The sequence below is a fragment of the Microbulbifer maximicatervae (SeqCode) genome, assembly GCF_052466985.1.
In genome coordinates this window covers 723,351-747,329 of sequence record NZ_CP174298.1, presented here as the reverse complement: position 1 = coordinate 747,329, position 23,979 = coordinate 723,351, and the positions used below count along the sequence as shown (strand labels likewise).

Below are 23,979 nucleotides of genomic sequence, written 5' to 3'. Positions count from 1 at the left end.
CGCTAAGGAAAAATGGTAATCAAAGATTATAGTCAACAACTCAATCAACTCGCTGAATTAATGCATCAAAGTGAGGCGGAGTTATCCTTTAAAAAAAAGGAAGAGCCACCAGAGCAATCTCCCCCCACTGAGTACCCGAGTAAAGTATTTTGGGGGAAATGGGGAGGACATTATATTATTGTTATCCGCTTCATATCTGGCAGAAGGATATCAAATATTAAACAGCCTGAACGATACCCTGACAAAGACTCTGCAAGCTTGGCAGCACTGAAGATTATCCGAAAGTATCCACAAGCAGATATTCGCTATCTATCCACTAGAGAGCTATCGGTATATCTTTTGTAATTAAAAGCAATGTATAACGGTTGGGGGCGGCATCTTCCCCTGATACCCCCCCTTCACTCGATGGTAATTAGTATAGCCTGAAATAGCACTCTGCCATTGATCGCACATGCGTGGGCATAACCACTGTGTACAGCTATTTACGAGCCCGGCGATCCCGCATGGAAGAGGCCCTGGTTAAGTACTGGATATAAACCTCCGAACTTCCTCCACAAATACTTTTGAGGCCGGCTCTCGCCCCAGTAACAAGTGCCCATCACTATTCAAACTAATAAACTTCGAATTTGGAATACTTGATGCAATATCGTAGCCTGTCTTTACGGGAATACGCTGATCTCCCAGAGAATGAAGAACCAGCGTAGGAACAGTTACCTTACTCAGTCGAGAGCGAACATCAATACTGCTAAATACCGACAGGAAGCGCACTGCATTTTCCGGGGAGGTTGTCAGGCGCTGAAACTCATTAAACCAAGCCAGTTCGCTAGCATTAGCACTTGGCATAAAGGTTGAGGAGAATATTTGCCGATAAGCGGGATTATCTTTGCCCCAACCAGTCCCCGTGAGAGTCATTACCGCTTCCCTTTCTTTGACAACAGCTTCTGTAGCCCCTATCCGCCAGCCCGCTGCATAACCGCCAAACAAAATAAGCCGCTTTACTTTTTCTGGATGCCGTATCGCATACTCAATAGAAACAGCCACCCCCTGAGAGATACCCAGCAGGGTAAAATCATCCGCACCACAGGCCTCAACAACCGTCTCAAGATCCGTTACGAAAGATTCAAAAGATATATCACCGACATTCCAGTCTGAAAGACCATTGCCGCGCTCATCATAGCGCGTAAACTGGTGATCTATCGACAGCTCCTTAAATAGCGGGCTCCAGATCGGTGAGTCCCAGTCATACTCCAAATGGCTCAACCAGTTAGCAGCCTTCACAATGGACGGCCCCTTGCCCAAGGTCGCATACGCAATGCGCACACCATCGGAAGCCGTACAAAATTTAACTTCCTGCTCCGTGAGAAGTTTACGCTCCAGAACTGGATTGCCAGCGGTCTCCCGGTTGCCCGTGATGGCACTTGACACAAATGGGGTCCAGGCTAATCCAGCCTTGCGAAACCTGTCCACCAAAGCGGGGCGCAGCCTTGCCTGCTCACGCTTTAGGTCCAGCTTATCCAAACACTTAAGCAGGTTTGTCGCTGCCTGGGGGTTAAACGGCTCAAGAGCCTCCCAGGCTCGCGCCCATCTCAGCTGGTCGGGTATTGGTACATCTGGATGCACTGATAGGCGCGACAGAACGCTACCACGCAGACGCCCTACTTCCTCCCGCTCGCCGCGCAGCCACTCCTGGAATAACGGCTGGTCCGGCAAATCCATCCCCTCTAGAAACGGCTCTTTTAGATCAGTATAAATGGCTTTGAGTTTGCCGGCTGATAATCCTGGTGATTCCAGCTGCGTTGCGATAACGCTGATATCAACCAGAAAATCATCCCCTTTTAAATTGACTCTTTCCCGATCCGCAATTAGGCGCTCGGCACCAGGATGATTAACAACCGACCGTATTTTACTTAATGACCACCGCAGCGATGCCCTTGGATCATCAGGCATTTTCCAAAAGACTTCACACAGCCGATCGCGACGGTGTGGCCGAGCGGCCATAATCAAAAAGGCCAAAAGTGCCCTTGTCCTTCTGGACTTCGGCAAATTGAGCAGCTCTCCATCACAGTAAATCGTCAGCTCTCCGAGCATTTTGACCGTCATACACATAACCGCAGAAGCCCCTCCATAGGTTCAGTGGTATCAGCTAAATGTAAAATTAGCCTTATAGAAGCGGGTGAGAAAGCGCGCATTAACACTCCAAATACATCAAAACAACTCCCAGGGCGCTTCTGAATAATTCCGTAGTGCTCATTGCTTTCAGAGCAGTCGCTACCAGGCCGCAGGTAAGGAGCCACAACGCAGCTTAGAAAAACCCCAAGGTGGGCCTTAGAGACACACAGAGAGCGTGGAACTATTCAGAGAACCAACCTCTTCCTTAAATAGGGTATCAGGTCCTGAAGGAGCCCCAGTCGTTATTTCCCTGCCTTGCATGGTCTATAAGCAGGGAGCCCGTGCAACAGTGCGGATACTAAAATATGGAATTGACTATTCGGTCTAGGCAGCAGGTCACGCGGGCAGAACTGAGGCTTGATACAATAGCGGCATTATACTTTACAAAATGTTGATACGGAATGAGCCGGGCAACTTTAAGTTTGGGCTCTATTGGGATACTTGGGAGTACCCCCAAAGAGCCTATCGATATTGGTACTTTTGAGTCAGGGAAAAAATTCTTTATACCCCCAACCAGGCTGGGCAACTATCTCGAAAACCTGGCTACTACCCCCTCTTTTGTTCTGCCGGACTCACAGACTTCACCCGAAATACATGGGAGCCGGAAATTCTTCTTCAGCCAGCGCAGGTGCCGAACTTATGCAAGGGGTTCCATATGCCTGTCGTGGCGCACCAAATTTGCACCTCCTTATCAATGGTGATAATCCTGCTATAAGTCGCTTTCAGGTAGGTTTGAGATCCCCCCTTACATGAAATATCAAGTACCACCAAAACGGTACTTTCACTCGGGCTGGGGCATATACATTTCTTTACAATCAAACTTTCAAGTCAGGCGCGCAAGTAACGCTACCTATCAGGGAAAACTCACTTCTCTATAATTCAATCGCCTTCCGGATTTCGTCCTATTTTTAGTATTTCGGTTTTAGTGAAAAACACAAGAAGCCCGCAGGTATCTCCAGTGACTGCAAAAAAATCAAACGCCACCATAAGACGCTCTGTATTATGGTAATAGCGACAATTCCAGCTCCCCCGAGAACACCGCACGCTCAAGCTGATAGCTACTGAATTCGACCCACCCTCTCAATCCCTGGCAGCAACTCAAATTATGCCCATAAACTAAAAATTACGGTCAAACTCAAAAGACTTACCCGATAAAATTAATATAAGATCCAACCTGAATGAAGCTATAGCAATGGCTCCAGCCCAGCTTGGCCCATCCGTTAAACCTCAGTACTTATCTTAAATTTCACCAGGAGTGCAACATGCCCGGAGTAGGTCAACTTTCACATAGATCAGCGCACGTATCAGGCACTGTACCGGAAATTCAAAATGACCCTAGCAGAAACAGAGCAGGCGGGAATAGAGGCACATTTTCAAAGCTACTAGAGAGCGCAAAAAAATGGTTCGCTTCCGCAGTAAACGCCTTGAAGCGCATGATAGGGCTTCAACGCCCAGAAAGGGCACTCAATCATCGCTCTTCACTTTACCAGGCGCAGTACGAATCACAAATCAATGAAGGCGTAACTCAAAGAAGTGTAAACTCCCGAATTACACATGATTCAGCCGAATATACCGCAGAAGCATCTGAGATAACAATTGAGGACCCAAACAAAGCATACCCTTTGGTACCGGAACATGACCCTACATCCTTCGAGGTTCCGGATGCCACTAAAATAGAAGATGTACCGGATGAAGAAAAAAATGCTCTCCCCGTAGCGGGAGAGTTTCTCCTCGCTACCAATGGAGACTAAATATATCCGTTAAGGCGGGCAGCCTGGATAGCTTTTCTGGTCCAGGCATTCCCGGTGGCAGGCTTGCCATATAAAAGGAAACATCCAACAAATAAAATTCTTCTACAAATTCATAGCCTGCATTCGACAGAATAAAGAAATAACCGCCCAATGACTAAATATTTAACCCAACCAAATGACTCCCCTTTAATTGGTAACATATTTGTTATCACTGGCGGAAGCGCAATTTAAAGCCATTTATTTACAAAGAGTGAAGCAGCTGCTTCCCGCCAGTTAAATTAAAGGCTAAGCTACAAATATCAGACACAAGGGTAAGCAACTATTTTTTTAGCCCGGAGTGGAGAGCGCTATTTTTGCTATATGGTGCAGCCCTGGCAAATACTCACTATAGTCAGCGACTCCTAATACCAACCCGCCCTCGATATAATTAGCCACTGCCTAGCGATCCATACAACCTGGAAATAATACTCAGTAGACTATCCAGCTTTGTTGTTCAGAGGTTAATTACTCCCTAAATATTGCCACCAACAGGCAGGGAGTGATCGAATATTTTGGCATTATTGGTAAACCCCCAGTCTCACTCCACACAATGTGGAAATTTGACCGAAACCTAAAAATCCTCAATGAATTCGAAAGACACAGTGCAGGTCAATTATTATCCTGGCTATCAACCATCTTCACAACGCCGGTATAAGCAAGGAATCTGTATGTGCATCACTAAATCACGCAAACCCAACGCCCAATCCAGCCGCCCCAATAACGAGCGTCGAAATGCTGATACCAGCGGCAAACAGGGTGGACCTTCATCTACTTTTTCCACCAGGAAGCACCAAGTCCAAAAGAAATCTGCTTTTGCAAAGGGATTTGAAAGATTTCAACTCACAAAAAATAGTTTGGAATCTCTGAAAAAACCTTTGGGGGGAGACAAAGTGCTTGAGCGAAAATATCGCAATTCCCAGAAAGAGACTGCCAAATATCTGGAAGAGCTCCAAAAAATGGATGATAAGCAACTGCAACTGCACGTTAAGCAGGAAATGGCCTGCCAAGCAAAGGCCGCCGAGAGTGAGGCAGACCTCTCACCCAAGGAGCAACTGAAACAAAACCGGAAAAAAGCACTGATGCCAAGAGGCGGAAAGCTAAAGCCGAAAAGGGGTGATTATTTTCGTCGCGTGCGCCCCACACAAGCCCGCCAACAAGATCCCCTCAGAAAACTAGCACTGGGACAACAAAACATCTCCCTCAAGGATAAAATCGATTCACTATTAAAATCGGATTATAAAACCCCCATCGCAATGATTTATTCTCAGTTAGAGGGAAAGAAGCCCTTGGACCTCCCTCACTGGCATAGCAATATTGACCAAATTAAGAAGGCGATTACTACTTACGATGTAGCCCTTAAACAATTAGTCGATATAGATGACACGGGCACACTAGACTATGAGCGTGAACAGATACAGACCCTAAACAACAACCTCCCACAAAACATTGCCAACCAGGGGAAAAAGTTAAGTGATCTTTTACAAAGAGTACATACGGGTGCGCCTCAAACAACCATAATTAAAGGCGGCGCAGTATATCCCGGCCAGGGAGAAGATACGGGCAAAGCAAAAGGAGACTTTTCTACATTACTCGCCCTTGCGGAGGACTACTTAAACCAGGTCCACTGTCAGTTGGAAAATAATAAAGAGAAAATTGAAAACTACGTAGAACCTATGATCGAGGATTTCGATAGCGTAGTCTATGTCGGAGATTGAGCATTAGCCTGGGCCACTCAATAAACCCTTCCGGTACCCATTGCCTGCCACGATAGGGTAATGGAGCCGCAGAGCTTTCTTCGACGGCCGGATAAATAACCATCGTTAACGAGAACAAAGAAAGCTCTGAATAACTCCGCAGTACCTCTGCAGGTCTTGAAGTCTGCAGAGGTTAGGCGCAATTCGCCGCGAATATCCTTAATCCTTAGCAAGAGCTGCAACGCAGCCGTTGTGGTCTTCAAGAGCCACCCTTTAGGGCTTGCAGAGTGATTCACACTCCGAATTGCGACTTCTTGAAAGGTCTAGACATTCCTGCCAAGCCGCGCCTTGATTGTGAACCGCTCTACATACCAGAGGTATCACGAAGTTATTCAGAGGCTCCTTAGCCCAAAAACACTGGAATCGACCAACCACTCAAGCCATTGGCAACCATTCAAAATATGTCCAGAAACTAAAATTCCAGGTCAAATCTAAAAGACTTAATCGATAAATTTCCATAATATTTAACCTGAATGATGCAGCGGTAATGATCTTAATCAAACCTAGCTCATCCACTAAATCTCAACACCTAATTTAAGTTATGCCAGGAGTATAAGAATGGCTGGAGTAGGTCAAGCAAATAGCAGAGCAGCTTCCACAACAAGTTTGAATGCAGTCAATGGCGGCGCCCCCGCAACAAACGAACAGGATGGGAATAAAAGCAGCTTTTCCAAGCTGCTAGCGGGCGTAAAGAAAAGTTTCTTTTCCGCAGTAAACCGCTTTAGGGAGAAGTATGGATTCCATAGCCGAAGAACATGCAACCTGCCTAAAAACTCATATGTAGAACCAGTAAGAAGTGAAGATGATCTTTCATCGACAAAGGGTAAAACGGAGTACATTGAGCATAGAAAATCCGGTCACGTCTCTACCACAATTTCTGATTTGTTAAAAAAGCAGGGGGCGGATCGCATGGAAATTGGAAAGTCCATTGGAACTGACAGCTGAGTGTTCGAATAATTTAAAGCGCCATCTATATCAATACGGTAAGTTATCGCCCGATAGTTAGCGATCACGAAAGGTGAGCTAGCCATCCCCTCAGGGCGAGATTGAAATTTACTGCCAGTAAAAATTGCTGGTTAAGCTGTAAGTGCGGCCTTATCAAGACCGCGCTTCAGGCTCCCGCATACGGTTCAGGGCTGAAATGGCCATTTGTGCTATAAAGATGGAATCGATTCTGGTCTTTTCTATAGAGGGCGGCCCTGGCAAATACGGGCTCTACCGTTACTTTCCCCCAGCAACAATCCAATCCTGATGTAACCTCGCGCCCCTGCGCCCCTGCGCCCCTGCGCCCCTGCGCCCCTGCGCCCCTGCGCCCCTGCGCCCCTGCGCCCCTGCGCCCAGGAAATACTGTCCAATTGTATCGACTGTTGCGAGAATCCAGCAAACTGATCATTGAAAAATTCACCGACATAGTATGTATCACTGAAAAGCCTCTAAATTTAGGGAGCCTCTGAATAATTCCGTGATGTCTCTGGCTTGCAGAGCGGTTCACAATCAAGGCGCGACTTCGCAGGAATGTCTAGACCTTTCAAGAAGTTGCAACGCGGAGTGTGAATCGCTCTGAAAGCCCCATAGGGCGGGCCTTGAAGGCCACAGCTGCTGCGTTGCAACTCTTGCAAAGGGCTATGGCCATTCGCGGCGAGCTGCGCCTATCATCTGCAGCCTTCAAGGCCCGCAGAGATATTACGGAATTATTCAGAGGCTCCTTAATGCCAGCCATACTGCTTATATAACATTTCGAAAATCAAACACTCTTAAAATCCAAAGCCCCAACTTGATCTAAATCAATTTCACCAGGATAAAGAATGATTGGAGGTTAAATTTCAACGCTGGTTCAAACGATAGTCCGTTAGGATCGGTGTTCTTGTGCCTCTCAGGTACAGGGGAAGGTGCTGGCGGCAAGACCAGGCTTGGGTCGCCAGTAACGATACTTTCCCCAAGTTATCAAGTCGGAACTTTATGCCAATGAAGCCCCCCCTGGGAGATGAAAGTTTCAATCCCGTTATCGGGCGGCTCGAATTTGGCCTAATCGCAGCACGGCTTCCAGCTGAACAACGCTGCAATATCCGTGTGGAACTTTTCGAGTTCCCTTAAACCGTTGTTTAGTGGTGATGCTTGGCTGTAGTGCCCTTTAAGCACCATCAAAAAGACCGAGATCAAAAGAAGTCAACGCGAAACCTAAAGCGTTCAGCATTAGAAAACGTAACATTAGGGCTAGACCGGCCAGTACTGAGTGACAGTAGGGATAGTATGGGATGAATGTCGAACAATCACACAAAACATGGCTCCAAACCCCGAATACAATAGCCATCATTAAGTGTTGCCACAATGGATTTAGGGCCTCTCTTCAGGCGGGAGTCATTCCAACCTGTGCGCAGCCCTACGCCCAACCCCCTGTACCAGTAAACCCTGAACAGCCCAAATGAATTGCCAATTAAAGCAGTAAAACTCATACCTAAAGACTTAATCAGAAAGTGGTTTAATACTAAGAAGTGAAAAGCATTGAATACTCCTCTTACGAGAGGCTGAGCAAACTGACGGCCACGGAGATAGTTGTCGAATGTCAACATTGTGGGGATTTATTTGAGATACAGACGCTGCTGGTTCCGCCCGGAAAATCTATTGAATTAAGTCTTTCCCCTTTTTTAAACCTGATCATCATGGACACCGGCTATGCGAAGGTCACCTCTCGCAATAGCCCCTTTGAGCTTTTAAAAGGGCAGGTTTGGCTAGCGGGTTCAGGACACAGCTGTAAACTTAGCAACACCAGTAGCGGCCAACACGCGGTTATCGTGGCTGTCGGCATCCGGGAAACCATGCTCAACCGCTTCTGCAAAAGATATAACCATTCGTTGCACAGCGAGAAACACAGGATCACCGTCGAAAAACCAATGTTCCCTGAAGGGAGTACGCCAATTATATTCCCCAACTGCCATTTAACTGACCTGACTTTGTCATCCTTTAAGCTGGTTAAGCAGCTTGGCGACAATCAACTGAGTGCATTAAAGCTGGAAGAATTGTTACTCTTAAAATTAAGCAGTACACACGGCCAAATTCTTGCAGGCGAACTCCTTGACAGGGCAAATCCTGAGATCCATAGCTTTAAACGCTATATGGAGGAAAATGCCACCAAGTGCTGGACCGTAGCCATGTATGCCGAAAATATTGGAATGTGCCTAACCTTATTTAGGAGAAAATTTAGGCTGGTATTTAATGGCATCTCTCCTAAATTGTGGCTCATTGAGCAGCGTCTTCGTCACGCAGACTTTAAATTGCGCACCACCAATATGCGGCTCGTAGATATTGCCGAGGAATCAGGCTTTTCCAGCCAGTCATATTTCACACAGACTTACAAAGCTAAATATGGCTTCACGCCTACCGAGGCAAAACAAATCGCCCAAAAAGCGTGATATTTCGGCCTATTTAATGGCAAATAGAGTGTCGAGTATCATTAGCCTAGCGATACTCGACTGCGAGCCAGAACCAGAAAAACTACGGCTTCCCCAGGCAGCTTAGAATTACTAAAGAGCCTGTAAATAAATCTACAGTCTCCCTGCCTAGCCTGAAGGTTATATGTGTTAGGTGTTGTTGGCTATTGTTGAAGATCAGTCTTAAACCTGTGCCTTGCTGCTTTTGAAGCTCCCGATGTTCGCACGCTTTTTAGTATCCCACTATGATAGAGCTTTAGTAGTGCCACCTATATCCCCCCTCTCCGGTTGTTACTTCGCTAGGGTTCCTACATCGCTCAGCTTTGAAGAGTCAGTGTCTCCCGCCAGGATACGAGCGTAAGATCATCAAAATTGTCGTATGGGTTTATATTCTATGCCCCGAAGGCACCAGGAATTTCTCATAGAGGTAGCCAAAATCAGAAGCTTCTGAAGAAGAGTCAGAGTCAGTCTCGCCATTTCGAATTTCTGCAATTAGTTCATCAGGGTCACCCAGCTGATCAAGCTCATAAGCTTTCAAAGCATCTTCAAGCTCATCAGCTTTCGAAGCCTCTTTTAGAGGCGGTGGAAGATCTTCGGCATCCGATGATAAAGATTCAGAATTACTATCTGCAAGTGCCAGTATTTTTTCTTTCAGCCTGGAATCCTGACTTGTAGCCTCCCCTGGCGTTTCGCCAATGGCCGTTTTTTTAAATTCAAGGCCTTTACTGGTCATTAGTGAGTGCTTGCTTTTTTCCGAGGGAGTCATATCTTTCTCACCCTCTTCTTTCCCGAGATTAACCGGCTGTATTTTTAACGGACTTTTTGGCTGCCCCCCTTTAGAATTAGGTGCCCTTCTCAAGCCCCCCATGGATTTCAAGATTCTTTCTTTCAACTTTGAAAAATAGCTTTCCTTTTTTTTGCTCTGCCCAGTATCGGGCGCCCCCTCACTAGATCTCAATTGTGGTTTTTTGCGGCTAATGCGCGGACCGGCCATCAGTGTACCTTCTTTGTCAACGGTAATAATTATCGGATCTGCCAGATGAGCGCTTTTGATTAGTAAGCACAGGCATATCGAGATAGATACATCCAATTGTAGGGACCATTGGCCAATTAAATCTTTCAGATTTAATTTGTTTTTTTAGATTGTAGTCTTTTCGGCCACCTGATAAACGCCTTCGGTAGCGAAGGGTACTGCCGCCAGATTGGTGTCCATGCGAATAAGGCACTCCACCCTGCGCTTTCCAGGGAGAATAACACCAGGGCCAGGTCCCAACAGGCAGGATTGTCTAAGCCCAATCAGTAGGTAATGGTTGCCCCGCCCACATAAACACTAACACTCAACTTGAATGCGCTGGCATTTTAAAGCGAAATATCCAGGAAGCCCCGGGGAATCCCGAAGAGCGAGCGGTGGAGAGCGCAGACATTGCATCAGACCTTTTCAGCCATCGAGACCGACACAGAGATGACTGGTTTACTTCGCCCTCCTATTAGCAGCAGTAAGTACGACTCTCCATAGCCTTAAAAAATCCACAAAGTTACCGGGCCCGCATATGAACCTTCTTAGGGAGCCTCTGAATAACTCCGTGATATCTCTGGCATGCAGAGCGGTTCACAATCAAGGCGCGGCTTCGCAGGAATGTCTAGACCTTTCAAGAAGTCGCAACGCGGAGTGTGCATCGCTTTGCAAGCCCCGAAGGGCGGGCCTTGAAGGCCACAGCTGCTGCGTTGCAGCTCTTGCAAAGGACTACGGCCATTCACGGCGAGCTGCGCCTAACATCTGCAGCCTTCAAGACCCGCAGAGGCATTACGGAGTTATTCAGAGGCTCCTTAGTTTCTGCGGGTGCGGGAACTATAAAAACGGTGTTGAACTGCTGAAACCCTATTGCCTCGGAGAAGGAAAATTAATCAAGGTTCCAATAGCCAACAAGGCTCTGCTGGCCAGGCAAAAAGCCAGGACACTATCATTTTTAAACGGTGGGTAATACCCGCTATTCGAGCCCCCACCCAAAGCGGCGGGGGATGGCCTTACAAGGCCGAGCGGTAATTAATAAATATAGACTGCACCAGCAGAGGTGGCGTCAATATTGCGCTGGTCACCATTGATCCCGGTGGCATTACTGGACTCACCATAAGCGCCCACCGCCAGGGTAGCGCCATCGGCGCTGAGATTTACAGATATACCAAAAAATGCATGTAAATCTGTATTGCTTGCCTTTACATAAGCCTGCTGCGTCCAGCTGGCCCCCTGCCGGGTAAACACATAAACCGCGCCCGCGCCCTCTAATTGGTTATTGTACTGCTCTCTATTAACCCCCCGACTCTTGCTATGCTCATTGTCGGCGCCTACCGCCAGGGTATTGCCATCGGCACTAAGGCTTACCGACCTGCCGAAGAAATCGCCCGCTTCGGCATTACTGGCCTTGAGATAGGCCTGCTGCATCCAGCCAGCTCCCTGCCGTACAAACAGGTAAACTGCGCCCGAATCTTCCGCTCCAATGCTGCCCTGGATACCACCGACACCTGTAGCACCACTGGCATCACTGGGCATCCCCACCGCCAGAACATTGCCATCAGCATTGAGGCTGACTGAAACACCTCTCTCGTCAACTTCATCGATACTGTTAGCCTTCAGGTAGGTTTCCTGAATCCATGCATCACTCTGGCGGGCAAACAAATATACCGCCCCCCCCTCATAGCGGGTTCCCACCGCCAGGGTGTTGCCATCAGCACTGAGACTGACAGACCAACCAAAGTGCTTACTTGTATCAGCATTAGCGGCGCTCAGGTACGCCTGCCGCTCCCAGCTGTCGTCCCGCCGTGTAAATAAATAAACTGCGCCAGCAGTTTCGGCCTCGCTATCCTCCTGATCCTCCTGATCCTCATTGGCACTAGCTATTTCATAAGGTGCACCCACCGCCAAGGTGTTGCCATCGGCACTGAGACTAACTGACAAACCAAAGGAGTTATTGGTATCGCTATCACCCTCCAAATAGGCTTGTTGCGCCCAGCTATTATCCTGCCGTATAAAAATATACACTGCTGCAGGGCCGTCCCAAGAGGAACTGGCGCCTTGTGGTCGAGTACCGACTGCCAAGCTGGAACCATCGGCGCTGAGACTGACAGAATTACCAAAGCTGCCCGAAACCGGGGGATTACTGGCCTTGAGGTAGGCCTGCTGCACCCAGCGAGCATCCTGTCGCGCAAACATATAAACCGCACCAGAAAGCGGAAACTCATTATTGTCCTGATCGCCATCGACTCCCGAGGCACCACTGCCCTCACCAGGCGCCCCTACTGCCAGGGTGTTAGCATCAGCGCTGAGACTGACAGAGCCTCCAAAGAAATCATATCCATTGGTATTGCTGGCTTTAAAATAACCCACCGCAGAATCCAAAGAATCACTAACCGACAGCGGCTCTGAGTCGGTGCACCGCTCCTGGTCACCCTGCCCACTACATGCCTGAATCAAGTATTGCGCATTGGTCCGCGCATAGAGCGGCACCTCCAGTGCCAAGGTTTCACTCCCCTGCGGAATATCCTCTGCAACCCGGGTAAAACCGGAGAGCCCGTCGGGGTTTTCCAATAGGTGGTAATGGCTGGCGTTCGCAGCATCAGTCCAGGTGAAACGGAACACCTTTATCGGTTCAAAGTCGAGCGCAAAATCCCGCACGGCATTTGATGTGGCCGGCGGATCTTCAGCCGGTGGATCTTCAGCGGGCGGGTCTTCAGCCGGTGGATCTTCAGCCGGTGGGTCTTCAGCCGGTGGGTCTTCAGCCGGTGGGTCTTCAGCCGGTGGGTCTTCAGCCGGTGGGTCTTCGACAGCTGGCGTTTCAGTGGCCGAATCATCGCTACCCGATCCCCCGCCGCTACAGGCCGCCAGGAAAGAAAGAAGTACTGCTATAACAATGGCTTTTAAATATTGGCTGGTCATATTTACCTAACGTATTGTTCTATTATCACCGGAGGAGTATCCAAACTTTTCTTTATGGTCCTTTAATTTTGTTGCACTTTGTAATTGTCAGTGAAATATCAATGCAATACTGCCGGCCTTTACGAAAGAGCCCCTGGCAAAAAAGGTATTTCTATATACAAGTAGCAATATTCTGCAAGTGCGAAGCATCAGCGAAATCAATAACGTACTAATAAACTGTTACCTTGTGAAATTGATAAAAATCAACAAACTGCCAAAAAGACAGATTAACAATATGGTATTTCACATTAATACCAGGCCGCAAAGAAAATTGAGTTTGCTGGAGCCCACTAAAGCTGCGGTAGACAAACGTGTGTCGATCACCTTGCCTTTCTAGGGCCCCTTATCTTCACTAAATACTAGCCGCCTTAAAGATCATCCCGATCATGTTTTTTCAGCACTTTTACACTTTCTATATTATCAATACGGTTACCTTTAGCCGTACCATAAAAAGTAACGCGATCTCCTATGCCTACGCCTTTATTCCTTGCCTGCCCAGAATTTATCAAGTAGTAACTACCTGAGCTTTCATCTTTAATAGAAAAAAAGTACTCCGACTTATCAATATCTATTGTGTCGAAAACTATTTCTTCCTCAACGATTCCGCTAAAGTGCTCCCCTGCATGGGCGATTATTGAAAGTGCCAACCCAATAGTAAAAAGCAGTGTGCGCATAATATTAGACTCCCTATCTTGAACTTTCCGAATCTGTCTAGTCGTTATAAGTTATTGATATCGTTGCAGTATTTTTACTGATATCTTTTGCTTCAAACTTTATTTTAAGCCCATTATTGTAATCAATAAAATCATCTCCAAACTCCTTCAGAGTAGAAACACGCGTATATACTGGCGAGAAATCATTGTTGGGTAAGTAGCTAATGGTTATATGGCCAACATTCCAGAGACTTGAATTCATGATATCGTGTTCGATATGATAACTAATATAATAGTTGTCATTCCCATGGTTGTTGTTCGCGCTGCTAATCTTCACTTGTTGCGGCAATTCTTTTGATAGCTCATTTAATGGAAGCTGTATTGCCTGCAGCTCAACCGTCTGGACCATACCCGCAACCGGCGTTATTGTTTGCGTGTATTCTGGAAACAGGTCATACCAGCCCAGTAAGTCTCGATGGCCGCTGCCAAACACCTGGCTCCAGGTGTTTCCCATTATCTCACCGGTTCCAGAGTAATTTGCGCCAACATCCACTTGGCCGTCATTGTTACGGTCTACACCAGAATGGCCAAATCGCATATTATGGCCTATCTCATGCATAAAAGTGAGCTTGGTTATTTCCGAAGAACCATTTTGCAGCCCCACCATTGTCCAGTTACCGCCATTAGAGGCGGTACCTAAAACCGCAAGTCCAAATATAGACTCAGGAAAAAGGTAAACCAAATGGTCCCATTTATTTAAGTCCAATGGCTCATTGTTTTCATCGACATAAGTAGCTTTAGCCCATGCAGCGGCTTCCTTGCTGAACGTCAATCCTCCATCTGTATACTCACCACCCAAGTGCTCACGCTCATATAGCTCCTTATAACTGAGCGCATCGCCATTAATTTTGTCAGGGACTTGATAAACAATACAGTCTAATGAGCTCTTCTCTTGGCCAGGGTTCCCATAACAATAATTATCCAGGGACTTATCATTTACACGGTGCCGAATAAATTCATATTGACCCAGAGAATTATTTGAAAATATCGTAGATATGGAGTCATCATTATTGAAAAACAAATCAGCCAAATCAGGTATACTGTAGGTTTCCAGTGCCGACTTATCATCAAACTCCATATAAATAAATACGACGCTACGCTCCGTATTTTCTACCGTTTTTATTTCAAACACTACAGGGTGAGAGGCACCATCACTCAGTTTAATATCAACGATATCCTGGACCGACTCGCCGACCTCTAAACTTTGGGAGGCTTCTGTGAGAGAATACTCCCAATATCCGTTACTGAAAATTTCGAGGTCACCATATGCCCCCCGAACTTTTTCTTCTGTAAAATTGGGCGTATTACCATCAACGTCATCTATAGTGAGATTACCAGAAGAAAATTCTACCTTTTCTACATACAGGGTTGCCAGGGGGCTTTTAATGTTCAACGCGTAAGGATCATCAAACCCTAACACACTAATAGAAACAGTAGCTGTATCATCAGTTCCAACTATCCCCACCTGAAAAGAGTCTTTAGCAGTTTGCCCCCCAGCAATGGGGTTAGACAACTCTTCGTCAATAGCATAGATCCAGTGCCCACTCGAATCGACCGAAAACTCTCCATAATCACCTTGGAAAGTACCTGAATCAAATGTCACATCCTTACCATTTACGTCTTTGAGTTCCCCTGTAATCTCCTCTTCCAAATCCTCTTTAATACTGCCTGATCCACCATCTATAGTGTATGAACTTCCACTATCATCTGAACCTGTGCCATCCCCGCCTGAATCGCCTGAACCCGAACCGCCTGAACCCGAACCGCCTGAACCGCCTGAGCCCGAACCACTTGATGAAGCACTGTCTGAGCCTGTGGCCTCTGACCCAGAACTACCACCTCCACCACAAGAGGCCAATAAAACACAAATAATAAATGCTGAAGCAAGCCTAAGATTTTTCACCATGCCTTTCCCTCGATTAAACTATAAGGAGCCCGTGAACAAGTAAGGATACGGCCTAAAAATGTGAACCAGTTTTGTTATTAGCGTACGGAATATGTTTAGCCGTATCCAATACTAGCTATAATTAGAAACTCTATTCATTTCTATAGAGCGTTCTACATCACCTTATAGGCCGCCATTATTTATTCATTTGGCGTCAAGCGCTTTAGGTTTTGATGCGGTTATTTTAGTTTTTGGGCTTTTTTTGATAAAAGCAAGATCCTCTATTCAATTGCTAATGCGGGCCGGTTGACTCCCGCACTAGCAAGCTATCATGGCAAAGCGATATCGGATCGAGATCTTGCAATAGGTTAATTACCCTAACGTAGCAACTTTCTATACACCTCTGGCGCGAGAGCATTAAAATTGAGTTATGTATAAGTTCCAATCCATAAGTCACAGGCAACAATGTGCAGACGCTATGCATTACTGGCTAAATTAACTGTGCCTACTAGCTGGATTTTGAGAAATTAGGGTCGCAATTGCTGTATTTTCTAAGCTCCCTCGCTCACAAAAATCTCCCATGGTATTTAAAACGGGCTCGATAATGGCTTTTCTAGGCGGGACTCTGGCCATACCTATTTTAAGTCGCTCGCGACAGACTGTAGCTTCTATATCTACATAGATACGAGCTTTACATCCTTAAAGGTGACACCTTTAAGGCGTTACGACTCTGTGTAAGCCCAGGCGGGTTCAGAAATTGCACCCCGGGATTAAGAACTCCTGGGAACCAAGCAAATCCCCCCCCCTCAGCCTGCGAACTATTGGACTTAGCTAAGGAGCCTCTGAATAACTCCGTAATGCCTCTGCGGGTCTTGAAGGCTGCAGATGTTAGGCGCAGCTCGCCGTGAATGGCCGTAGCCCTTTGCAAGAGCTGCAACGCAGCAGCTGTGGCCTTCAAGGCCCGCCCTTCGGGGCTTGCAGAGCGATGCACACTCCGCGTTGCGACTTCTTGAAAGGTCTAGACATTCCTGCGAAGCCGCGCCTTGATTGTGAACCGCTCTGCATGCCAGAGATATCACGGAGTTATTCAGAGGCTCCCTAACAAATTTAGACTCAAACCGAAACCACACCTAAGCCCTAAAAAGATCCACTAAAAGGTACAACAAAAATAAAAACTTGGTTATTATAGGTGCTGCGTAATTGCCCTACTAAAACTTTATTGATAGACCTAAACGGCCGCCCCTCAGGAACCAATCGCGCGGAGCGACATATGCCCATAAAAAGCTTAACAGCCACGAAGCCTGGCCCACTAAAACAGGTGGGCCAGGCGCGAAATACCTATCGTGAACATACGAGCAATTTCGCAAAAGCAGTTAGCAAGTGTAAGAAAATTGCTTTTGCCTCCACGCAACTGTTGAGTCCCAAGAAGATAGCTTTCAACCTTCCAAAGAAAATAGTCTTATGTAAGAGTACACTTACGAAATCAAGGATATTATTTTCAAGTGACTTTAAGAAAATAAACAGCACGCTAAAAACTAAGTCACTTGAGAACCCACCCTTAAAAAGTACCACTCCAGACAAAGCTAAAGAGGCTCCTTGCAAAGGAAAGTATCCGCACTTTAATGCGGACTTGAGAGAATCGGATCCATTGACCCCATCAGTTATATCCAAGCCCGATTCTACGTCTCTATATTGGGATGATTTCAGCTCCTATAATTTGCAAGCACCTGATGGATTCCCCCGCACCCAGAGAGTACATTTAACTTGGGATGATTTTTGAACAGTGTCAATCAGGAACCGGGCAATTTTGTACTCCATTCAAGTGAAGTCATGATTAACAACCTGAATGAGGAGACCGTGAGAACTTTCGCCCCCGCCTGCGAACCTTGAAGGTTAACGATATTAGGCCCGGCTCGCAGTCCTTCTTACAAGGAGCAATGCAGCAGATACAATCTACAAGGTGTCATTCGGGGACTTTTTGATCGGTTTACGCCCAGCGTTGCACCACTTAAAAATCCATAGGCTCCTGTAAAGTCTTATCCTGATTATAAACCGCACTGAAAGACAGAGATAACGCAGAATTATTCGGAGACTCCCCGCCCCTGGAACACCCCTCACACCTGGCGATAGCTAAGGTATCCAGGCCTGATGTCCCGCCGCAAAACAAGCCGAAAGTATAGCCCCCGTCTGCCAGCCACGCTGAAGCGGCGGTATCAAGTGCTGATATCACTCGACCCGACTGCTCAATCCCACTGTTCAACTCAAACAATTACACCAAAGCCTTACACCACTAACAAAACCGTTGGCCGGGGAGTGATCAAATAAATGTCCAAAATATAAAAATATCAGTCCAATATCAAAAGATATTCCCATTTAAGGAATGTAGGGTACACATTTTTTCTTCAGGGACAGCTAGCCCGATATTATTTTAGTGGTATCACGGAGTTATTTGCCCCCCCTGGATGGACCTGTCGTGTCACGTTATGTTGTTTAAAGGCGTCAAGCCGCAGTGTACATGAGGGTATGGTTTTAAGTTAATTCGAAGAACCTATGGAGCCTCTGAAAAATTCCGTAATATCTCTACGGGGCTTTCAGAGACGCCTTAGATTTTGCATTTGGAGAGAGCAGGTGTTAATAGCGGCATTAGCAATTAAAGGGTTAAGTAATGGCTGGTAGAGGGTGTGCGCTCAAACTGGCGCGTCAGTTTCAAGGCAGGCTTGCATGGGATTTTGATCAGGGTCTACCTGTGCTGGGCGTAAAAAAGGAGTTTAGCGCCTGTGTATGCTTGAGCGCCCATTGGGTTAAATATCGTTCCGATGGTAAGCATTTACACCATAGGCTGGGCGGTTATTTTGATAAAGGAGAATATATTTCATTCAATGACAATTTTTATAGTTATATTACACATTTAGATGTCCATTCACAGCTAGGGCCCGGCTCTTGGGACCATTATTTGCAACTACTGGGATTGAACAATCTGCATCTTGAGTGGAAAGGCGGGGAACTGGGCACCCTACCAGAGACTATATCAGCGGCAAATAGTTGCTGCGCGATAATCGTCTTTTACTCAAAGAAGGATAAAAGTACTCCCCATACGGCCTCCGCATGGCTCTCCGGTGATGATGGACTGTTTTTCTTCGACCCCAATATTGGTGAACTCCAGTTTGGATCTGGAGATAAATTTTCTACTTTTCTTCACCTGCTGATTAGCACCATATATAACACTGATGCTGAATATGACTCATGGAAAATTTGCTGGGTAAGAAATAGGTAAAAGCGGGTCGCTGGACGCATGCTCGCTAGAAACTCCAGCGAACCCTAGCAATTTAACCGGATTAGTTCGGGCCCGACCTGACAGAACGCCGCCAGGAAAACAAGCGACTACAAGACCAAGCAAGAATCAATCCTGTTGAATCAACGAGAACAATTATAATTGGCCTTGAAGTGTTTCGGTAAAAACCGTCCGGCATTCCTGCTATTGAAGGAGAGGATTATCTGAGGGGCCTAACCACAAACACCACTAACCCTGAAGGTAACAATATTTACAGAACAATTTATATTCCATGATACAGCTCATAAAGAGACTGATTGGGTCGACGATCAATTCTTTTTAGATTATCTGCCACTATCTTGATTACTCCTCGCTGCTTTTGCTGTTTTGGAGTTAGCTTATGTCCAATTTCTTTCTGCTCCTTATCAATAATATCAATGGTCCTCTCAAAAAAATCAAGCTTATGGACATTCTTTTTAGCCCATTGCAACGAATTAATGTGAAGCGTACGCCGTTTATTGTCCGAACTCTCAAACTTCTCTTTAAGGACTTCAATAACTTCACTCCTAAATTCCACTGAATAATCGAAGACATTTGCATCTTCTTTATAATAAAAGCTTGCCAAAAGGGATTTCTTTGCCTCCGACAATTCTCGTTCTATTTTCAACCTTTCTCCCCACGGAATACCATTCAACCTAGCGTTAACCTCTTCAATTTCAACCGCGTCAAACTCTGACTCCACAACGCGTACATCCGGACTATCGCGCTCCACAATTCCGCTCATAATATCCACAAGCTTGTTTTTTAACTCTTGGTACTTTGAGAAAAAAAGTGCTTCTGCCTTTGCGGATCTCTCTTTAACTTCAGCCAAATAGCTTTTATATTGCACTGCCGCCTCCTTCTGCGCCTTATCGTTTTTTAAGGAAGAAGAAACCTCCCCTTCTGCGCCGACACTCTTTGGTGTTATCGCTGATGGAGCTTTAGTCATTGCGAGCGGTTTTTTGCTTACCAAACCCATCCTGGAAAATAGCTTTTCCCTTACCCACCCAAACCTTGTGGACTTTGTTACCCCTCTTGCTGTATGGGCTTCTACTCTGTTAGCGGGAGCGGTTTGCTTACTATTGACTTTTGAAAATGGATAGCTCATTTTTTTCCTTGGCTACAATGCCAATCTAATAGTGATATCTGATTGTTAAATTAAAAATATAGACTTAATAGTATCAATAACCCCAATGCTTGCCTTAAAGGAGCTGGGATCATTTTTCGTTTCTTCCATAGCCCAATACAGCTCATCTAAGCAATACTTGGTGCCTGAGGGCTCCAAATTTTTAGCCGGTTCACCTTCCTTTTCAGGGTTTCAAGGAGATCCATTCTGAATCCTTTTGAGCACTCCTCAAGTGTTATATTTTTTCATGATTGAAGCTTTTAATGAATTCTTCCATTGCCTTCCGCTCCGCAATCACAGTAGGTTGCAGGACAGGCGACATATAAATTGGTGTCGGATTAAAATTAAAAGCCTCCTATTCAGGGGCGGGCTTATTCGGACTTTGCACCTCTACCGCTACTGAATGAACATTCAATCGAGGCTTATCTGATTCTTTATGCTTTGAAAAAATTGCTTGCGCCCCCTCATATTTGTTTTTGCGCTCTGCATCTGTTTTAAACAGCAATTATCGCTTAGAGGCAGAAATCTTACTGGCAAAGGGAATAGATACAGGATTTTTAGCATCCCTTTCTTTACTTTTTTCGGGGAGCTGGCTCACATTAAGAAATTGCTTTTTCAGCTTATCCAGCTTTTCTTATTTTTGCTCTAGCAGATTAAGCCGTGAATTCTGGACCTGACCTCAATTATTATCAGAAGTCGCACCCGTTACCGCCTGTTTTTTTGCCACTTCCGATAGTTAAGGAGCCTCTTTCACTCCACATACAGTACATATTGATTAGAAAGAGTTGTCAGATAGACCTCATTAACAATGAAGACCTATCAGCTATCACACCATGATTATCAATGTGCTTGGGGGATTGCTTGGGGCCGAAGCCAGCACAAGCTATCCCCCTTTGCTAACGCCAAGAATATTGGGTTTTGCCGGGGCTAACGCTAACGTAAATAGGTGAACGCATCTTCTCCAGCCTCACCATTCTCATTAAAGAGATTAACCTCCGCCTCAGAGCTACAATCGGAGTCATAGTCAGATTCAAGCTCAAATTCAGGTTCAGGTTCAGGTTCAGGTTCACGCACTAACTCGAACGCAAACTTTGTTGGAGGCTTCTCGAATTTCGCTTTATACTCCTTAGCAAGCTCTTCCACCTTCTCACTTTTTTCATCCTTCGTGAAATTATGCCAATTCTTTAAAGATTTCTCAGTAGAGGGTGGGTTCTCCGGCAGCCCACTTTCTTTCTCTTTATTTTTGGCAAGAGAAGACACCTCTTCTCTTTTATCGACAGCAGTAACCGATGTAGGATTTTTAGGCTCTATTTCTTTATTTCCCCCCTGAGGCTGCCCCGCATTATTGAGCTGTTTCCCTAACTCAGCCTGCGCTTCACGCCTTCTATCCGCCACTCTATTCTGTGAATGACGAGCCTGGCCTCGATCATTATCGCCGGGCGCACTCGTTACCGCCTGCTTTTTTGTGGCGCTACCAATGGGTAATTCTGGGGGCATTTTTCACTCCATATACAGTTTATTTTTGCTGGAAAGGATGTCAGATAGGCCACTTTAACCTGAAGGGCTTAACATCAACCCTTTGCTCAAACTGAATTCTACCCCTATTCAACTTTCTGGATCTTTCACAAACGGCCCTAAATTTTTAAATTTTGAGCTTAAATGAGTTCCCTGGCACCGATTTTTAGATACAGGCAGTTCTGGTACGCAGTAAGCCAGGCCAGAAAATTTAACTTCCATCTAATTTAAAACTACACTTAATGAGACATCCGACTATGCTGACTCTTTACGCCACACACCAAGTATGTCAGCTATGCTCAATAGCCAGTAGAAATCGACCCAAAGTCCATTACCTTTACATATTGAATGCCTGAAACCACCGAAAGCACGCCCCGTTCAACCAAACTATTTCTTATTATTAAATGTTAGAGGTGGTCGATACTTGGATTTATTATTTACATACATGCCAGCACTTTCACCTCTCTTAAAAACCACTTTGTAACACCCTACCATTAAAGAAACACATCAAGTTAAAAATATATCAACCGCCTTTTTTCTCCACCTGTCCGCTGCAGCCTCATCCCCTTCAAATAAATTTCTAACGAACTTACCTTGAGTCGCCAACCTATTAATAATAAATTCTGACGACCTTGGCAACTTTGCACTATCCCGCTCATGCCACTTCTTATCATTGGAATTAAAAAAATCTGCATAAATTTTTGCAAATTCATCCGTTAATCTAGTGAAACCCAGCTCACGCAACTCCTCAATTTTCTTATTAATCTCATCCGTGAAGCCTCCACCTTTAACAGGAGTCGGCGATCGATCCGATTTACGTGAATCAAATTGTTTAACTGTTGCATCAACTAAATATAATTCATTCGGATTCTTTTTATCCCGGACTATACATATCGCATGCCTAGCGTTATTGCCGGGCAAGGCATCTGCCAATTGATAGACTTTTGCTGACACATCTTGGAACTGCTCATTAAGCTTGTTTGCAATAAGCTCACTAAAAGGTCCACAGCACCCTCGAAGATGCGGACCATTGCCAAAGGACTCTCTTAGAAAGCCTATAGATTTTAACATTTGCGCCCGAGGGTTGCTGGAAGGGGCTACATTAGCTGATCTTATACTATCGGAAGCGGACACAAGTATAGGATTTTTAGGCTCTATTTCTTTATCCCCCCCCTGAGGCTGCCCCGCATTATTGAGCTGTTTCCCTAACTCAGCCTGCGCTTCACGCCTTCTATCCGCCACTCTATTCTGTGAATGACGAGCCTGGCCGCGATCATTATCGCCAGGCGCACTCGTTACAGCCTGCTTTTTTGTGGCGCTACCAATGGGTAATTCTGGGGGCATTTTTCACTCCATATACAGTTCATTTTTACTGGAAAGGATGTCAGATAGGCCACTTTAACCTGAAGGGCTTAACATCAACCCTTTGCTCAAGCTGAATTTTACCCCTATTCAACTTTCTGGATCTTTCACAAACGGCCCTAAATTTTTAAATTTTGAGCTTAAATGAGTTCCCTGGCACCGATTTTTAGGTGCGGGCAGCTCGGACGCTCAGCGAATCAAGGCTGAGGTTGAACCTCTATCTAGTTTAAAAGCTGTGCTTAATGACACGTCCGACTGGAACTAACCACAAAATAGAGATAGCCATCCCCTTCATCACCACAACCAATATTCCGCCCCCCCCTAATAGGGAGCCCACTCTCACTAAAAGAGCCTTTGAGGAGGTATCCGTCGATTGGACAAGATTGACGTCATCTGCCCTTCAAGAGCCTGCTCGTGGGCAGATTCGAAACTGAGATGAACTACGCAAGCGTGGCCTACTTGCGGCTCCCAGCTGTGTTCGACGCAACAGGCTTGAACATAACCAAGCCAAATTCCAACTGTGATCAAAAGCGCTTAAAGCCAAGGTAGTTGAGAAGGGGGTGAGCCTAGTGGAATCGCAGATTCAAGCTTTGGAAAGAATGCAGCGTGACTGCAACCTCAAGTGAAATTGATGCTTAACGCCCCAGCCATCCAAGCTCGCAGGGGACACTTAAGGATCTTGAACGTGTTTATCAACGCGTCGTTTGTCAATACCCATGCAAAGGTTACCCATTGCTATCTGTGCACCACTAAGGCACAAATCACGGCAGTAACTTCTTTGAACAATCGAGTATTGTCGTTTCCCATCATAAATAACCTGCCGGTACTGCATACCCTATCTGGCCAGAGTACTGGATATTGCGGAACGCTGGGGCAGCATAATTATCAGTTGTACTTAAGTATTAATGGAATAAAACATCCACAAGCGAATATACATCCGTTCACGCCGCAAAAAAC

General features: G+C 45.9%; 15 protein-coding genes. 6 read left to right on the top strand and 9 right to left on the bottom strand.

All coding sequences use genetic code 11. From position 1 onward, the window contains the following. The first annotated feature begins 12 nt into the window (after positions 1-12). Positions 13-345, top strand: a complete 333-nt coding sequence (locus tag ACJJI3_RS03275; RefSeq protein ID WP_444941493.1) for a hypothetical protein — start codon at positions 13-15, stop codon at positions 343-345. A 174-nt stretch (positions 346-519) separates the two neighbouring features. On the opposite strand, the gene ACJJI3_RS03270 is transcribed toward ACJJI3_RS03275, so the two are convergent. Next, a complete protein-coding gene (locus tag ACJJI3_RS03270) occupies positions 520-2,100 on the bottom strand; it encodes a bifunctional AfsR/SARP family transcriptional regulator/alpha/beta hydrolase (RefSeq protein ID WP_444941492.1) in 1,581 nt (526 codons plus the stop codon). A gap of 1,331 nt (positions 2,101-3,431) precedes the next feature. Between ACJJI3_RS03270 and ACJJI3_RS03265 the strand changes: the two genes are divergently transcribed. After that, a complete protein-coding gene (locus ACJJI3_RS03265) occupies positions 3,432-3,920 on the top strand; it encodes a hypothetical protein (protein WP_444917421.1) in 489 nt (162 codons plus the stop codon). 623 nt (positions 3,921-4,543) lie between these two features. Further along, entirely contained in the window at positions 4,544-5,674 is a 1,131-nt protein-coding gene (locus ACJJI3_RS03260; RefSeq protein WP_444917422.1) for a hypothetical protein, read from the top strand. 17 nt (positions 5,675-5,691) lie between these two features. Here the strand turns inward: ACJJI3_RS03260 and ACJJI3_RS03255 are convergent, their stop codons facing one another. After that, the gene (locus ACJJI3_RS03255) at positions 5,692-5,916 is read right to left on the bottom strand and encodes a hypothetical protein (protein ID WP_444941491.1); all 225 of its coding nucleotides are present in this window, start codon (positions 5,914-5,916) and stop codon (positions 5,692-5,694) included. A 355-nt stretch (positions 5,917-6,271) separates the two neighbouring features. Here ACJJI3_RS03255 and ACJJI3_RS03250 point away from each other — a divergent pair, with 355 nt between their 5' ends. Together ACJJI3_RS03250 and ACJJI3_RS03245 are read left to right on the top strand one after the other, a co-directional pair. Continuing rightward, positions 6,272-6,658 (top strand): hypothetical protein, encoded by a 387-nt coding sequence (locus ACJJI3_RS03250; RefSeq protein WP_444941490.1) that lies wholly within the window; start codon positions 6,272-6,274, stop codon positions 6,656-6,658. Positions 6,659-8,205: 1,547 nt separating this feature from the next. After that, entirely contained in the window at positions 8,206-9,123 is a 918-nt protein-coding gene (locus ACJJI3_RS03245; RefSeq protein WP_444941489.1) for a helix-turn-helix transcriptional regulator, read from the top strand. Between the two features lie 403 nt (positions 9,124-9,526). Here the strand turns inward: ACJJI3_RS03245 and ACJJI3_RS03240 are convergent, their stop codons facing one another. The 4 genes from ACJJI3_RS03240 to ACJJI3_RS03225 all read right to left on the bottom strand — a co-directional run bounded on the left by ACJJI3_RS03240 (position 9,527) and on the right by ACJJI3_RS03225 (position 15,730). Continuing rightward, positions 9,527-10,231, bottom strand: coding sequence for a hypothetical protein (locus tag ACJJI3_RS03240; RefSeq protein WP_444941488.1), 705 nt, complete (start codon positions 10,229-10,231; stop codon positions 9,527-9,529). A 954-nt stretch (positions 10,232-11,185) separates the two neighbouring features. Then, complete coding sequence (locus ACJJI3_RS03235) at positions 11,186-13,072, bottom strand: hypothetical protein (protein ID WP_444941487.1); 1,887 nt, start codon at positions 13,070-13,072, stop codon at positions 11,186-11,188. A gap of 407 nt (positions 13,073-13,479) precedes the next feature. Next, positions 13,480-13,785 carry a hypothetical protein gene (locus ACJJI3_RS03230; RefSeq protein WP_444917427.1) on the bottom strand — a complete coding sequence of 102 codons (306 nt, stop codon included), beginning with the start codon at positions 13,783-13,785 and terminating at the stop codon, positions 13,480-13,482. Between the two features lie 37 nt (positions 13,786-13,822). Beyond that, positions 13,823-15,730 (bottom strand): VCBS domain-containing protein, encoded by a 1,908-nt coding sequence (locus ACJJI3_RS03225; RefSeq protein ID WP_444941486.1) that lies wholly within the window; start codon positions 15,728-15,730, stop codon positions 13,823-13,825. Positions 15,731-18,374: 2,644 nt separating this feature from the next. On the opposite strand from ACJJI3_RS03225, the gene ACJJI3_RS03220 reads away from it, so the two are divergent. Beyond that, the gene (locus ACJJI3_RS03220; RefSeq protein ID WP_444941485.1) at positions 18,375-18,983 is read left to right on the top strand and encodes a YopT-type cysteine protease domain-containing protein; all 609 of its coding nucleotides are present in this window, start codon (positions 18,375-18,377) and stop codon (positions 18,981-18,983) included. 280 nt (positions 18,984-19,263) lie between these two features. Here ACJJI3_RS03220 and ACJJI3_RS03215 read toward each other — a convergent pair whose 3' ends face one another. The 3 genes from ACJJI3_RS03215 to ACJJI3_RS03205 form a co-directional block, all read right to left on the bottom strand. Next, the gene (locus tag ACJJI3_RS03215; RefSeq protein WP_444941484.1) at positions 19,264-20,127 is read right to left on the bottom strand and encodes a hypothetical protein; all 864 of its coding nucleotides are present in this window, start codon (positions 20,125-20,127) and stop codon (positions 19,264-19,266) included. A 951-nt stretch (positions 20,128-21,078) separates the two neighbouring features. Further along, positions 21,079-21,642 carry a hypothetical protein gene (locus ACJJI3_RS03210; RefSeq protein ID WP_444941483.1) on the bottom strand — a complete coding sequence of 188 codons (564 nt, stop codon included), beginning with the start codon at positions 21,640-21,642 and terminating at the stop codon, positions 21,079-21,081. Between the two features lie 525 nt (positions 21,643-22,167). Beyond that, the gene (locus tag ACJJI3_RS03205; protein ID WP_444941482.1) at positions 22,168-23,004 is read right to left on the bottom strand and encodes a hypothetical protein; all 837 of its coding nucleotides are present in this window, start codon (positions 23,002-23,004) and stop codon (positions 22,168-22,170) included. Positions 23,005-23,979: the final 975 nt, after the last annotated feature.